At 64.3% G+C, this 13,531-nt stretch carries 13 protein-coding genes; 3 read left to right on the plus strand and 10 right to left on the minus strand.

Annotated elements, in window-relative coordinates; genetic code table 11:
• Positions 1-25: 25 nt before the first annotated feature.
• The 3 genes from UNPF46_RS19870 to UNPF46_RS19880 all read right to left on the minus strand — a co-directional run bounded on the left by UNPF46_RS19870 (position 26) and on the right by UNPF46_RS19880 (position 3,544).
• Positions 26-2,269: a CHASE3 domain-containing protein gene (locus UNPF46_RS19870; RefSeq protein ID WP_142251131.1), complete on the minus strand. Its 2,244-nt coding sequence runs from the start codon at positions 2,267-2,269 to the stop codon at positions 26-28.
• The gene (locus tag UNPF46_RS19875; protein WP_100175674.1) at positions 2,266-2,682 is read right to left on the minus strand and encodes a response regulator; all 417 of its coding nucleotides are present in this window, start codon (positions 2,680-2,682) and stop codon (positions 2,266-2,268) included. The genes UNPF46_RS19870 and UNPF46_RS19875 overlap by 4 nt, the downstream gene beginning before the upstream one ends.
• 244 nt (positions 2,683-2,926) lie before the next feature.
• Entirely contained in the window at positions 2,927-3,544 is a 618-nt protein-coding gene (locus UNPF46_RS19880) for a BA14K family protein (protein WP_142251132.1), read from the minus strand.
• A gap of 242 nt (positions 3,545-3,786) precedes the next feature.
• On the opposite strand from UNPF46_RS19880, the gene UNPF46_RS19885 reads away from it, so the two are divergent.
• Positions 3,787-4,194 carry an NADH:ubiquinone oxidoreductase subunit NDUFA12 gene (locus UNPF46_RS19885; RefSeq protein WP_100175672.1) on the plus strand — a complete coding sequence of 136 codons (408 nt, stop codon included), beginning with the start codon at positions 3,787-3,789 and terminating at the stop codon, positions 4,192-4,194.
• Positions 4,195-4,607: 413 nt separating this feature from the next.
• On the opposite strand, the gene UNPF46_RS19890 is transcribed toward UNPF46_RS19885, so the two are convergent.
• Both UNPF46_RS19890 and UNPF46_RS19895 read right to left on the minus strand, forming a co-directional pair.
• Positions 4,608-5,285: a glutathione S-transferase family protein gene (locus UNPF46_RS19890; protein WP_100181005.1), complete on the minus strand. Its 678-nt coding sequence runs from the start codon at positions 5,283-5,285 to the stop codon at positions 4,608-4,610.
• 142 nt (positions 5,286-5,427) lie between these two features.
• On the minus strand, positions 5,428-6,114 hold the full coding sequence (locus UNPF46_RS19895; RefSeq protein WP_142251133.1) for a DJ-1/PfpI family protein: 687 nt from the start codon (positions 6,112-6,114) through the stop codon (positions 5,428-5,430).
• A gap of 96 nt (positions 6,115-6,210) precedes the next feature.
• Here UNPF46_RS19895 and UNPF46_RS19900 point away from each other — a divergent pair, with 96 nt between their 5' ends.
• Complete coding sequence (locus UNPF46_RS19900) at positions 6,211-7,149, plus strand: GlxA family transcriptional regulator (protein ID WP_142251134.1); 939 nt, start codon at positions 6,211-6,213, stop codon at positions 7,147-7,149.
• A 121-nt stretch (positions 7,150-7,270) separates the two neighbouring features.
• On the opposite strand, the gene UNPF46_RS19905 is transcribed toward UNPF46_RS19900, so the two are convergent.
• The 4 genes from UNPF46_RS19905 to lipP1 form a co-directional block, all read right to left on the minus strand.
• Positions 7,271-9,016 carry a hypothetical protein gene (locus tag UNPF46_RS19905; RefSeq protein WP_142251135.1) on the minus strand — a complete coding sequence of 582 codons (1,746 nt, stop codon included), beginning with the start codon at positions 9,014-9,016 and terminating at the stop codon, positions 7,271-7,273.
• A gap of 31 nt (positions 9,017-9,047) precedes the next feature.
• Positions 9,048-9,359: a hypothetical protein gene (locus tag UNPF46_RS19910; protein WP_142251136.1), complete on the minus strand. Its 312-nt coding sequence runs from the start codon at positions 9,357-9,359 to the stop codon at positions 9,048-9,050.
• Between the two features lie 183 nt (positions 9,360-9,542).
• A complete protein-coding gene (locus tag UNPF46_RS19915) occupies positions 9,543-10,547 on the minus strand; it encodes a Na+-dependent transporter (RefSeq protein ID WP_142251137.1) in 1,005 nt (334 codons plus the stop codon).
• Positions 10,548-10,568: 21 nt separating this feature from the next.
• Positions 10,569-11,516 (minus strand): LipP1 family hormone-sensitive lipase, encoded by a 948-nt coding sequence (gene lipP1 / locus UNPF46_RS19920; protein WP_100175667.1) that lies wholly within the window; start codon positions 11,514-11,516, stop codon positions 10,569-10,571.
• A gap of 200 nt (positions 11,517-11,716) precedes the next feature.
• Here lipP1 and UNPF46_RS19925 point away from each other — a divergent pair, with 200 nt between their 5' ends.
• Complete coding sequence (locus UNPF46_RS19925) at positions 11,717-12,754, plus strand: DUF2155 domain-containing protein (RefSeq protein ID WP_174718786.1); 1,038 nt, start codon at positions 11,717-11,719, stop codon at positions 12,752-12,754.
• A 40-nt stretch (positions 12,755-12,794) separates the two neighbouring features.
• Here the strand turns inward: UNPF46_RS19925 and aat are convergent, their stop codons facing one another.
• A complete protein-coding gene (aat, locus tag UNPF46_RS19930; protein WP_142251138.1) occupies positions 12,795-13,475 on the minus strand; it encodes a leucyl/phenylalanyl-tRNA--protein transferase in 681 nt (226 codons plus the stop codon).
• Positions 13,476-13,531: the final 56 nt, after the last annotated feature.

Genomic DNA, 13,531 nt, shown 5'->3' on the forward strand with positions numbered 1-13,531 from the left:
TCTAACGACCGTTTGATGGGAGTCGTCAGGCCCCACCCAGCGCCTTCCGGATCATCTCCGCCAGCTGGTTTCTCCGATACGGTTTCGTCAGCAGCAGCACGCCGTCGTCGAGCTTGCCGTGGTGGACGATGGCGTTGTCGGTGTAGCCGGAGGTGTAGAGCACTTTCAGGCCCGGCCGGCGCCTGGCCACCTCTTCGGCGAGCTCGCGCCCGCTCATGCCGCCGGGGATGACGACGTCGGTGAACAGCAGGTCGAAGGCCTGGCCGGCCTCGATCAAGTCCAGCGCGGCCTTGCCGTCGGGCGCGGCCACGGTCTTGTAGCCGAGGCTCTGGAGCTGCGCGGTGACGAAGTTGCGCACGAGGTTGTCGTCCTCGACGACGAAGATGGTCTCGGCGCCGCCCTCGACCTGCGGCGCGACGACGGGGGCAACCTCCGCGGTGCCTTCGCCCGGGGGCAGATAGAGCTTGATCGTGGTGCCGTGGCCTTCCTCGCTGTAGATCTTGATGTGGCCGCCGGACTGCTTGACGAAGCCGTAGACCATGGAAAGGCCGAGGCCGCTTCCCTTGCCGACCTCCTTGGTGGTGAAGAAGGGCTCGAATGCCTTCTGCTGGGTGTCGGGCGACATGCCGGTGCCGGTGTCGCTGACGGCGAGCATGACGTAGGGACCGGCCACCACGTCCGCATGAGCCTGCGCGTAGGCCTCGTCCAGTACGACGCGGTGGGTCTCCAGCAGCAGCTTGCCGCCGTTCGGCATGGCGTCGCGCGCGTTGATCGCCATGTTGAGCACGGCATTGGTGAGCCGGGACGGATCGATATGCGCGGTCATCGGCCCCTGTTCCAGCACGGTCTCGATCTGGATCTGCTCGCCGAGGGTGGGGCGCAGGAGTTTTGCGATGTCGGCGATCGCGGCGTTGATCTCGACGTTGCGCGGCTGCAGCGGCTGCCGGCGCGCAAAGGCGAGCAGATGCTGGATCAGCTCGGCGCAGCGCTCGGCGGCGTCGTCGATCAGCCGCGCCACGCGCTGCAGCTCGGGCTGCTGCTTCAGGCCCTCCACCAGCAGCTCGGTGTTGCCGGAGATCACGGTCAGCATGTTGTTGAAGTCGTGTGCGACGCCGCCGGTCAGCTTGCCGATCGCATCCAGCTTCTGCGACTGGTACAACTGCCGCTCGGTCTCGCGTGACATGGTCGCGTCGTGATAGACCAGCACCGCTCCGGAAATGTCGCCTTGCCCGTCCAGCATCGGCCTGCCGCTGATCATGAGATGACGCGGAGGATTGCCGCTGTGCGGGCGGACGATCATCTCCATGTCCTCGAACTTCTCGCCGCGCAATACGCGCACCGAAGGCAGATCGTCGGCCTCCATCGGCGTGACGCCGTCGCCGTGAAACACCTCCGACATCGCACGCAGATTGCGCAGGTTCATGCCGGTGCGATGCAGCAGCATGCGCTCGGCGGCCGGATTGGACAGCAGGACATTGCCCTCGGCATCGATCACCAGCACCGCCTCGGCCATGCTGTGAAACGTGCTCTGGAGCACGTTGACCGACAAACGCAGCTCGTCATGCGCGGTCACCAGATGCTCGGTGCGCTCGGCCACCGCCGCTTCGAGCGCCTGCTTGGCGGCCGTGGTCTCGCTCAGCGTGCTCTGCAGCTGCCCTGTGGCGCGCCGGCTCTCGCGCATCACCAGGGCGACCAGCATCAGGATCAGCACGGCGCCGGCGACGTCGATGCCGAGCAGCACGATGCCGGTACGGCGCGAATCCTGGGACCGCGCGGCGAGCAGGCGTTCCTCCTCCGCGCTCAGATGGTCGAGATTGGCCATTACCGTGTCCATGAGGCCGCGGCCCTCGGCCTTGCCGTTGAGCGCGGCAATGCCTGCCTCGTCGTTCGCGGCACGCAGGCGCATCGCCGTCGCGGCGATCTCGACGCGACGCAGCGCGAGCGGTTCGATGCTCTCCAGCAGCGTGACCTGATCGGGGTTGTCGCGCAGGCCGCGCTTGAGCTCGGCAAGGGCCGGCGCGATCTCGGCGTGGACCGCCTCGAACTCGGCGCTGAAGCCCGGGCTGCGGTAGAGTTCAAAGCCGCGCGCGGCACTCTCGGCGCGGCGCAGCAGCACGCGCAGATCGGAGATCTTCTTCTGCACCTGGACGGTATGGTTGACCCAGGCCGCATCGGACCGCGACTTGACGTCGAGGGCGATCGAGGCTGCGGTGATGATCAGGAGGATGGCAAGTCCAGCACCGAGAATGACGCGCTGCGTTGGAATCAAGGGGCTTCTTTCTTGTCCTTCGGCTGCGCGCTCTCGCCCGTGAGGCATTCCCGGATCGTGGTCAGCAGCGTTTCGGGCGTGAACGGCTTGCGCAGGCACCGCGTTGCGCCCAGCTCGAGCGCCATGCGGAGGAAATCGGGAGAGGGCGAGGCGGATGATGCGAAGGCGTAACCGGACATCGCGATCAGCGGAGTAGCCGGCGCGCGTTCATGAAAGATGCGGATCGACTCGAAGCCGCGCATATGCGGCATGAAGATGTCGACCAGCATCACCTCGAACGTCTGCGCTTCCAGCGCAGCCAGTCCTGTTTCACCACCGTCGGCCAGCGTGACGTCGAAGCCCTGACGTTGGAGGAGGACCTCGATGGTCGCGCCGACCATCGGATCGTCATCAACCACGAGAATACGCGGCATGACACTTCCCAGTAGATCGAAGTCCCCACTGTCATTGGTGATATCCGCGAATCGTGGGTCGGGTCAATTTTGGATTGGATCAGGGGAGATATGCACGGTGCGGTGAATACGGGTCCGTTTACGTCGATTTGTACGCATCATCGCCGGCGGCGGCCCGATATGGGCGCCATCGCCGTGACGGATGAACGCGCGAAAAAAGGCGTCGCAGCGCTGCGACGCCTTCCTTCAAACGTGAGCTGAGCAGTTACGGGCAGGGATGCCGCTGGCCGTCATAGCCGAGATAGGTGCCCGAAGCAGGGTCGTACGACTTGTAGCGCTGCGCGCAATACGCCGTGGAATCGCCGCCGCTATCGGGGACCACCGCCACTGACGGCTCATCGTAGTAGCTGTCGCCATAGTAGTAGGGGTCGTCATAATAGCCGCCGCCGTAATAGGCGTAGGAGCCCAGGCCGCCGATCGCCGCGCCGGCCGCAAAGCCCGGCCAGAACCCGCCGCGGCGATGGTGGTGATAGCCTCCACCGTGCCAGTTGTTTCCGCCGTTCCAGTTGCCGCTCCGGCCCTGCCAGGTGCCGCCGCTGGCGGCTGCGAAGTTACGGGCTGCGCCACCGGTGAAGGACGTGCCGCCGCTCGGACGGGCCGCTGCGCCGGCCGCGAAATTGCCACCACCCCCGTGGAAGGCGGCGCCGCCGCCACCCATTCGCGCACCGCCGCCGAAGCTGCCGCCGCCCATGCGCGCGCCGCCACCGAAATGCGCGCCGCCGCCACCACCACGACCGCCATGGCCCTGTGCGAAGCTCGGCGTTGCCAGCGGGAGAACCAAGGCCACCGCCGCAGCGGCACTCAAGACTTTCAGACTTTTCATGATTAAAACTCCTTTTCCCGGAAGCAAACCCTATGAGAGGGCCGGGGTTCCTTGGATCACGCCAGTTTGCGCGTCGATGGAGCCTCGCTCGCGTCCGCTGTACCCGGCATGAATGGATCGCGTCCGATTTGCGGCAGCGCCTGGACCGGTCGTCACATCCGCGGAGGCACCGCTGCCGCCGCCGACTGGACATTTCGCCGCCCGGATGGCATCAGGGCCCGACGAAGCAGGGCCCTTGCCGCATGAAACAGTTCTTCCTGAAGTTCTTCACCTGGTGGAATGGCCAGACTTTTGGCACCCAGCTCTGGACCAAGCGGTACGGGGAGTTGGTCGGCCAGGATGAGCAGGGCAATCTCTACTATCGCACCCGCGGCGGGGCGGTCGATCCGACCCTCGGCTTCGAGCGGCGCTGGGTGGTTTACAACGGCTATGCCGAGGCGAGCCGGATTCCGCCGTCCTGGCACGGCTGGATTCATCACGTCGTCGACGTGCCGCCGACGCAGGACAACTACCAGCCGCGCGAGTGGGAGAAGCCGCACCAGCCGAATCTCACCGGCACGGCAATGGCCTATCGTCCCTCGGGCTCGACCCTCGCCAGCGGCAAGCGGCCCAAGGCGACCGGCGACTACCAGCCCTGGACCCCTGGCTAGCTTCAGGCCAACGCGCCAGCCGCCATCGTCGACGTCAGAAGCGGATGCATATGCATCCGCGCGAACAGCTGTGGACAACGGGAACAGCGGGGACGGCGCATGCGCGGCCGTTGCACCAACGCGAGCGATGCGGCTCAATGATCCCATCTTACGGAGATGGGAGACCATTGCGTTCGGTTCGGGCAACAGTTCGCGACTGTCCCGAGATGCAGCGGCCGCCGAGGAAGGACTCGATCGGGAGATAGGCCCCCGGTCTGGAAGCTCCGACATCGCCCGATGGGAATGTGCAGCCGCCGTAAGACAGGAAAGGCCGCTTGGGAAACCGAGCGGCCTTTTTCTGTTGGGGACTTGCGCGACGTCTCGTGCCCCGGACGCAGCACTTCCCACACCGCGCGCCCTGGACATGGAGGCGATCAACGGCCGGCGCTTTCCGCTTCGCAGCGATTCAGATGAAGCGGTGACGAGTTGCCGGCCGGCATCATCTCATAAGGCGGCTTCCAGCCCGGCAGCTCCGTGACACGCCGGCGCCAGTCGTCAATGGCGGGGAAGGCGGCCGCAAGATCGAAGCCTGTCTCCTCGGCCGGATAGTAGAGGTAGCCCAACAGCGAGAAATCGATGATCGTCGGGCGGTCGCCCAGCATGAAGCGGCGGTCGGAGAGGTGACGTTCCACGATCGAGAAGGCGCTTTCGGTGCGCGCACGCAGGTAGGCCAGCACGGCCGGATGGCACGGCTCCGGCACGAAGCATCGCTGAAACCGGTGCTGCGCAAAGCTTGACGTGAATTTGTGATTGTCGAACAGCAGCCAGCGCATCGTCTCGAAGGTCTCCTGGCGGGTCGGAGCGAACACGCCGTGAGTCTCGGCGAGCCACATCAGGATCGCACCTGACTGGCTCATATGCCGGCCATCGACTTCGAGGACAGGAATTTCGCCCATGACGTTGGCTGCGGCCCGCCAGTCAGAAGTGCGGGTCTCACCGCCAGCGAAGTCGACACCGACCGGCTCCCAGTCGAGCCCGGCGCAGTTGAGGAAGAGGGCAACCTTGAATGAATTGCCCGAGGCTCCGACACAATGCAGCCGGTACCGCGCCATGGTCAGATCCTCCCTTGCGCGCGCGGCCGGGAGGCCGGAGCGGCGCACGAGGCGGATTGTCGCGGCAGGCTCCTGCCAACGTCATGTCAGCAGTCCGGTGGTCCAGAGCGTTTGTGCGGCGCCCAGGACACGAGAGTGGAGATTAAGCGACCCGTTCCGCCGCGCGCTTCACGGCCTCGAGGCGCCGCGCCTGGTTTTGCGCGCCACGTTCCTTCAGCAAGGCCATCACTTCGGCCGATGCCGTATCCGGCGAGCCGGAGTTGAACGGCGGGGCGGGGTTGTATTCCATCTGGAGCTGGATCGCTTCCGCCGTGGTGCGATCGACCAGGATCGACACCAGCGTCAGCGCAAAGTCGATGCCCGCGGTGACGCCGCCGCCGGTGATGCGGTTGCGGTCGATGCAGACGCGCGTCTTCGTCGGCGTCGCGCCGAACTGGCTGAGCATCTCCATCGCGCTCCAATGGGTGGCGGCACGGTAGCCCTTCAGCAGGCCGGCGGCGCCGAGCGCCAGCGATCCCGTGCAGACCGAGGTCACGTATTGTGCGCCCGCGGCCTGCCTGCGCAGGAAGCCGAGCACCTCCTCGTCGTTGAGCAGATCGTTGGTGCCGCCGCCGCCCGGCACGCAGATCACGTCGAGCTGCGGGCAGTCCGCGAACGTCGTGGTCGGCGTCAGTGTCAGCACGGAATCGCTCGGCACCGGCTCGATCCGCTTCCAGATCAAATGCAGCTTCGCACCGGGCACCATGGCGAACACCTGCAAGGGACCGGTGAAGTCGAGCTGGGTGACGCGCGGAAATATCAGGAGACCGATCTGGAGCGGTGACGACATCGGCGGATCCTTTCAAAGATGAGCTTGACGCGCGCAGAATGGCATGCTGCCTTTGCGTCTGAAATGGCATAATTCCCACTATTTCGGACATTGACCATGATCGGCATTCTGATCTTCCCGGACTTTCAGCTGCTCGATGCGGCAGGTCCGATCTCGGTGTTCGAGGTCGCGGCGCGCTGCGCCGGCACGCCGCTGGCGCTACGAGTGCTGGCGCTGAACGCGGGCCCTGTGCGCAGCTCGTCGGGCGTCGAGATGATGGCGCGTGATTTCAAGTCGGCGAATGCGATCACCACGCTGATCATCGCGGGCGGCGTTGGCGTAACGGATGCGGCGCGTTGCGAGGCAACGCGCGCCTTCGTGCAGCGGCTGGCCAAGCGCGGCGTGCGGGTCGCAAGCGTCTGCTCGGGCGCTTATGTGCTGGCCGAGGCCGGCCTGCTCGATGGCCGCCGCGCCACCACGCATTGGGGGCGCACGCGCGATTTCGTCGCGCGTTATCCCAAGGTGAAGTTCGAGCCGGACCAGATATTCACCCGCGACGGCAATGTGTGGACGTCGGCGGGCATCACCGCAGGGATCGACCTTGCGCTCGCGATGGTGTCCGAAGATCATGGCGAGGAGATCGCGCAGCAGGCCGCGCGTCACCTCGTGCTGTATCATCGCCGCAGCGGCGGCCAGTCGCAGTTCTCCTCTCTGCTGGAACTGAAGGCGCCGAACGGCCGCTTCGGCGCGCTGCTGTCCTGGGCGCGCGAGAATCTCGACACGAGGCTGACTGTTGAAGATCTCGCCGATCGCGCCGGCATGAGCGCGCGGCATTTTGCCCGGGCCTTCGCCGCCGAAACCGGCACGACGCCGTCGAAGGCGATCGAGCGGCTCCGCCTCGAAGTCGCGCGTGAGCGCGTGCAGTCCTCGCGCGAGGGCATCGAGCTCGTTGCTGAGGCGACCGGCTTCCGCGATCCCGAGCGGATGCGGCGAGCCTTCATCCGCGCCTTCGGCCAGCCGCCACAGGCGCTGCGGCGCGCGGCGCGGGCGGGTTAGGAAGCTGATGGAAGAGAAACGCCGCGCATCCCTAAAGTCCTCCAGCGATGGAGCGTGGAAAGGTGTCTGCGGACGCCCGGCAGGCTAGGCTCGTGCGAACTATGCGCGGTTGCTGAGTTTTCTACGAGGAACAAATATCTTCCACGTAATCAGATAGCTTGCCGTCGAGCTCAGGCAATATTTCGCTTAGATTCTTGAGCTTCGACTTCGCCGATCCCAATCGGCTTTCTCGAATGTCTTCTAGCATAGCGACGAATAATAAAGACGTTCCCCGCTTATCTTCCCGAAGAGCAACTGCTCCAAGTTCTGCCAAGCGACGCGCGTCTACCCAGTCCGTCTCTCCTCTTAGCTGAAGAGCATCCATGCATAGGGATCGATCCAGTTGCTCGTCTTCTCCTATTCGAGCAAATCTCGCACGTACCCTCTGGACCAAATCCAAAAGAACAGCGAGATCACTATTGTGCTGAATAAATTCCGAAAAAGGTTCGCTGTCGAGACCGTGAGAGGCATGTACGATGTCAAACAACCTATTTCGCAGTGACATCATGCCGAAGCGAAGCCTTCCGGCTAGCTGGCGGGTTATTTCGTCTATGACGGGTAGATCTCCTGCAGTCTTCCGAAGCTCCGAGCGAAGTTCCCACCAAGCGCCAAGGGACGGTTGGCGGCCTGCACCGATGTTCGTGAAGCTCTCGAATAGGGCTTCGAGTTTCGGAGACCCGATTTTCTGCACTTCCCATTGGAGGTCAACGGCGCTGGGTACGCTCCAAACAACACTGCGGTTTATAATCTGCGATGACGAGATGTTCTCGAAATTGTCCCCCATGACTATCTTGCCGTTTATGTTGATCTCGATTCCCGGCCGATCGGTCCCTTGACGCAAGATTCCTTCAACATCGATCCTTCGGCCGAAAAGAGATCGCAACGAAATTTCCACCTGCTGCGGGAAATGATCGTAGAGTTCATCGAAATCAAACAGGATAGGGGGATTGTCTCCCGCGCCGTATCTGGTCGTAAAACCTTTCATCCAATCGATCGCGTCTTCCATGGAGCGTGTGCGATCCGTCGGGTCGAATGATGCGTAGCACCATTGTTTTTCTAAGCTCGATGGTCCGGCAGTCGATAGATATTCTGATCTTTCAGTGCTGTAAGCGATCGCAATAGTGACTAATGGGCTTTGGGGCCTTCTAGGCGCGACCTGAATCTCGTCGGCAAATAAAGCGATTCTGGGTATCTTATTGTCATATTGAAAGACGGACAGTGATTTGGGTAAGTAGCGTACAGTGCCTTTTATGTCGCTTAGGGCTGCCCTTCGGTCTGCCAATTGATCTCGTATCTCGTCGGCGATTTCCTCTGGCACACAAATAGGAATGCCTTCGTGTGAAGCGCCTGTGCTCGATGCACCTAAGATCACATATCTGCCTTCTTGGAGAACTTTGCTGGCGAGCCTGATTGATCCGACGCCTCCCAGAATCATTTCTTGTTTTCCGAGAGGAAGATATTCGTAATCATCGCGCCGATACATGTCATCGGCCAGCTGACGCGCTTCAGCCGCGCGTGTCGTGAAGAACCTGCCGGGTGATAGCGGGGCCCATTCAGTCACGGTGAAGTTGATCAGCGCGACTCGTCTTCCTTCCCTCAATCGCCGTCCCAGCACCTGCTCCCAGAAGGCGCGGTTATCAGCGAACTCCAGCTGTTTTCGCTGGCGGGGATTGGCTGCGGACTGACGTTCGTCAGCATTGGATGACTTTGAGTATAAATATGTATCGAGAAAATCTGAGAATAGGTCGATTATGTCCTCACGCCTCAAACGCTTATCATTGAATGCCGCAGGCGGAATAGAATGTTCCAACACAAGGTTGCGTTTCATCCTGATAGCCGGTCATTGAGAATTTTGTTGGTCAGCTGAATAGCTTGCTAATGGCGGCTGCTGCGCCAGCAACAGCTGTCACCGCGGGTAAAACTGCAACTAAACTATCCCAGGATCTACGTAACAGAGATTTACGTGGTTCTGGTTTCTGAAGTTCCTCGTTGAATTGAGCAAACAATTCCTCTGCTTCTTTGTTGCCGGACTCCTCTACCAGCTTGGCGACTTTTGTTATCGCTTCTGCTGCTGCTGCATTTCCCGCGGTGGAGAGCATTGCAGATGAGTCTTTGACCAACGATCTATTATAAATTACTGATTGCGAGATGTTGCTGAAATTGTCGCCCATAATTTTCTCCATGCGAGCGAGATAAAAAATACAACCTATTATAGTTTCTTAGAAGACGCCAGTAGCGATACTCCGATACTCGTACTTCGAATGAGGTCAGAAGGGCGTTTTCCGTGATCCGGATCCGTGGCGGCGCGCCTTCGGCCAGCCGCCGCAGGCGCTGCGGCGCGCGGCGCGCGCGGGTTAGGGGGAGCTCGCCGCAGCGGAGCCGGGGGCCTGCGCGCGCCCCGTCAGCCGCCGCGCGATCGGCATCAGCATGTACGGCGCGAGGTGAATTGGAAACTGCGTCACCGCGAAATAGAGCCAGGTGGCGGGCGGCAATGCGCCGGCCGTCGCCGCCAGCATCAGGCCGAGATTGCGCTGTGACACCATCAGCCCGAGTGCCAGCGCGCGTCCGGTGCCGATGCGGCGGAACAGCAGCGTGGTGACGGCGAGCAGGGCGAAGTAGATCGCGAAGGACAGAGCTGTGAGGCTGATGGTGACAAGCGGCTGAGCGAGGAGGTCGCTGACGACATCGCCCATGACCGCGGCGGCGAAGATGAAGAGGATGATGATGTTGAGGCCGTCGATCGGCGTCTTGTGACGCTGGATTGCCTCCGCGCCGACAATCCAGCGGATGGCGGTCGCGGCCAGCAGCGATGCTGTGAGGATGCCGAGCAGTTTCAGGCCCAGCGTCAGCGGCGTGATGCTCAGCATGTCGCCGAGGAAGAGGCCTGCGAAAATCGAGGCAGTGAAGGGCACCAGCGCGGTCGAGGTCACCAGCGTGATCAGCACGAGCGTGGCATCGAGTCCCATCAATGCGGCGAGGGCAGGCGAGGCCATCATCGGTGAGGCCATGCTCTGGAGCATCAGCGCGAGCGAAAGCCCGGGCGCGCGGGCCGTGAGCCCGGTTGCGTGCGCGATCAAGCCGACGATCAACGGCACGCCGATCGTGGTCCAGGCCGTGGCAGTTGCAACCAGCGCCGGGCGGCGCAGATGGCTGTAGAGCGCGGCCAGATCGACCCGCATGAAGGAGATGCAGAGCAGGCCGAGGATGGCCTCGGTGAGATACGGACGCAGCAATGCGCCGAGCGGCGGCACCGCGGCTGCGATGAACACGACTGCGGCGACGCCGCGGGTGCCCTGGCTGCCGAGCCAGGTCAGGACGCGCAAAGGAAGGGCGAGAGCAGTTGCGAGGATGGAAGGCATCTATGAGTGTCGGGCTACGGGCTATCCCAATCCCTTCAGCCACGCGCCGATCTCGCCGATAGCGACATTGGCCTGTGGCAGCAGCTTGCCCATCGTAAAGAACCCGTGGAACTGGCCGGGATAATGCTTGAACGTGACGGGTACGCCGGCCTGCTTCAGGCGCGCGGCGTATTCGTTGCCCTCGTCCCGCAGTGGATCGGCGCCGGCGGTCAGCACGTAGGCCGGCGGCAGGCCCGCAAGATCTTGCGCCCGTGCCGGCGACGCGCGCCAATCGTGGATGTCCGCGGCGCCGTTGAGGTAGTGGTCGCGGAACCAGCGGATCACCGAATGCGTCAGCAGCACGCTGGTCTCGGGCTCGCTGTGGGAGCCGTGGGTCATGGCGAAGTCGGTGGCGGGATAGATCAGCACCTGGCCCGCGAGCGCAGGGCCGCCGGCATCGCGCGCGGCGAGCGCGACGACCGCGGTGAGGTTGCCGCCGGCGCTGTCGCCGCCGATGGAAAGGCGGGCGGCGTCGATGCCGAGCTCGCGTGCGTTGGCGGCAACCCATTTGGTCGCCGCGATGGCGTCATCGGCGGCCGCGGGAAATTTGTGCTCGGGGGCGAGGCGGTAATCGACCGAGATCACGATCAGCGCGCCGGCGTCGGCAAGCTGCCGGCAGGCGACATCATGGGAGTCGAGATCGCCGATCACCCAGCCGCCGCCATGGAAGAATACAAGCGCCGGCGACAGTCCATCTTGCCGGCGCGGCTCCTTCGGAACGTAGAGGCGGGCCGGAATCTCCCCGTGCGGCGCCGGGATCGCAAGCTGTGCGACGCGGGCAAGTTCGGGCGGCTCGGGGTTGGTGGCAAAGCGGGCCTGCGCGTAATAGGCGCGGGCCTCGGGCGCCGTCAGGGTCTCGTAGGCCGGGCGGCCGGCGTCCTGGAAGGCCTTGTAGACGGCAGCGGCATCGGGATCGAGCACAACGGGCATGGGGAGTGACCTCGGGGTGTTTCCAGTCGGGGGCATTCGGAAGGCGATGCCCGCCTCGCGCCCCTGGGAGGGGCGTCCGACTATCCCATTCGGCAGCCGGTCTGGCCAGACTCGGCCGGGAAGGGCAGGGATGCCGCCCTTCCCCCGCCGTATTCGCCGTGTTAACCGGAGGGCCTGCGAGCGGCGGTATCCCCTGTAGAATGTCCAGCAAGCCCGATTCGCTGTTGAAGCCGCGCGAGATGTTTCGAACCATTACTCTGACAGGTCTTGCGGCGCTTTTGGCCGCCACCGCACTGACGGCCGCGACGCCGGCTCAGGCGCAAATCGGCACGATCTTTTCCGACCCGCCGCCGCTGCGGCCGCCCGGTAATATTCCGCGCGGCCAGCCGCAACCGCAGCAGATCCCCGACGACGACGAAGAGGTGCCGGAGCTGCCGCCGCAGGGCCGCGTGCTGCCGTCGCGCCCGATGCCTCCGCCGCCTCAGGGACGGCAGGGCAATGTGATGCCGGGGCCGGTCGAGACCCAGCCGTTGGCGCCGCCGCCGGGCTCCACCGTGGCCCCACCCAACCAGCCGCCGCCCGTGGCGGTTGCGCCGCCAGGCGGCGCCCAGCCGGGCGCGCCGGGGCGTCAGCCGCAGCAGAAGGGCGGACCGGGCGGCGCCGTGCCGCAGACCCCGGCGAGCCTCCAGCCGGGCGACGAGGTGGTCACCGAACCGCCGGCGCAGAAGATCGTGAACAAGAAGGCGACCTTCTCCGGCCTCGACAAGATCACCGGGCGCATCATCAATTTCGACGAGGAGATCGGCGAGACCGTCCAGTTCGGCGCGCTCAGGGTCAAGACCGACGCCTGCTACACGCGGCCGGCGACGGAGGCCGCCAATACCGACGCCTTCGTCGAGGTCGACGAGATCACCCTGCAAGGGGAGGTGAAGCGGATCTTCTCGGGCTGGATGTACGCGGCAAGCCCGGGCCTGCACGGCGTCGAGCACCCGATCTACGACATCTGGCTCACCGACTGCAAAGAGCCGCAGCAGACCATCGCGACCGCTGCACCGGATCCTGCGACCAAGCCGCCGGCTCCGCCGCCGCCCGCACAGAAGAAGGCCGCGCCCAAGCAGGTGCAGCAGCGTCCGCCGCAGCCTCTGCCGCCGATCCAGCCGCAGCAACCGGCGCCGCCGCCGCCTCCGCCGCCAGAGCAGCGGCCGGGTCTGTTCGGTATCCCCGGGTTTGGCCGCTAGGCCAAATCCCCCCGGGTTTGGCCGCTAAGACGACTATCGACTATTGTCGCGAGGCGATGATCTCGAGCGCGCGTGCGCCCGGGATCGCGTCACCGGGTGAGAGCCGGAGGAAATCGCCGGGCTCGCCGGTCAGCGCCTTGTCGAGCAGCGCGGTGTAGCGCCGCCGCGAGATCTCGACCGCGCCAAAGCTCTTCAGGTGCTCCGTGACATATTGCGTGTCGAGCAGCTCGAAGCCGCCGTAAATCAGCCGCGCGACCAGATGCACGAGCGCGACCTTTGAAGCATCGCGCGCGGTGTGGAACATGCTCTCGCCGAAGAAGGCGCGTCCCAGGCTGACGCCGTACAGCCCGCCGACGAGATCATCGCCCTGCCAGGCCTCGACGCTGTGGCAATGGCCGAGCTCGTACAGGCCGCCATAGAGGTCGCGGATGCGCTTGTTGATCCAGGTGTCCTCGCGTCCTTCCTGCGGCGCGGCGCAGCCGGCGATCGTCGCCTTGAATGCGGTGTTCACCGTCACGCGAAACGCATCCGAGCGCACGGTGCGTGCAAGCCGCGAGGCGACGCGAAATCCGGCGAGGGGGATGACGCCGCGAAGCTCCGGCTCGACCCAGAACAGGGTCGGATCGTCGGCGCTTTCCGCCATCGGGAAGATGCCGCAGGCGTAGGCGCGCAGCAGCACGGCCGGGGTGATTTCAGACGAAGCGGAGTCACGCGAAGTCATGGTGCGCAATCATAGCAGGATCGCGATGCGGTTGCGATGGGGCGCAGCAGGGCGCC

This window comes from Bradyrhizobium sp. UNPF46, assembly GCF_006658625.1.
In the GTDB taxonomy this organism is placed as follows: domain Bacteria; phylum Pseudomonadota; class Alphaproteobacteria; order Rhizobiales; family Xanthobacteraceae; genus Bradyrhizobium; species Bradyrhizobium nitroreducens.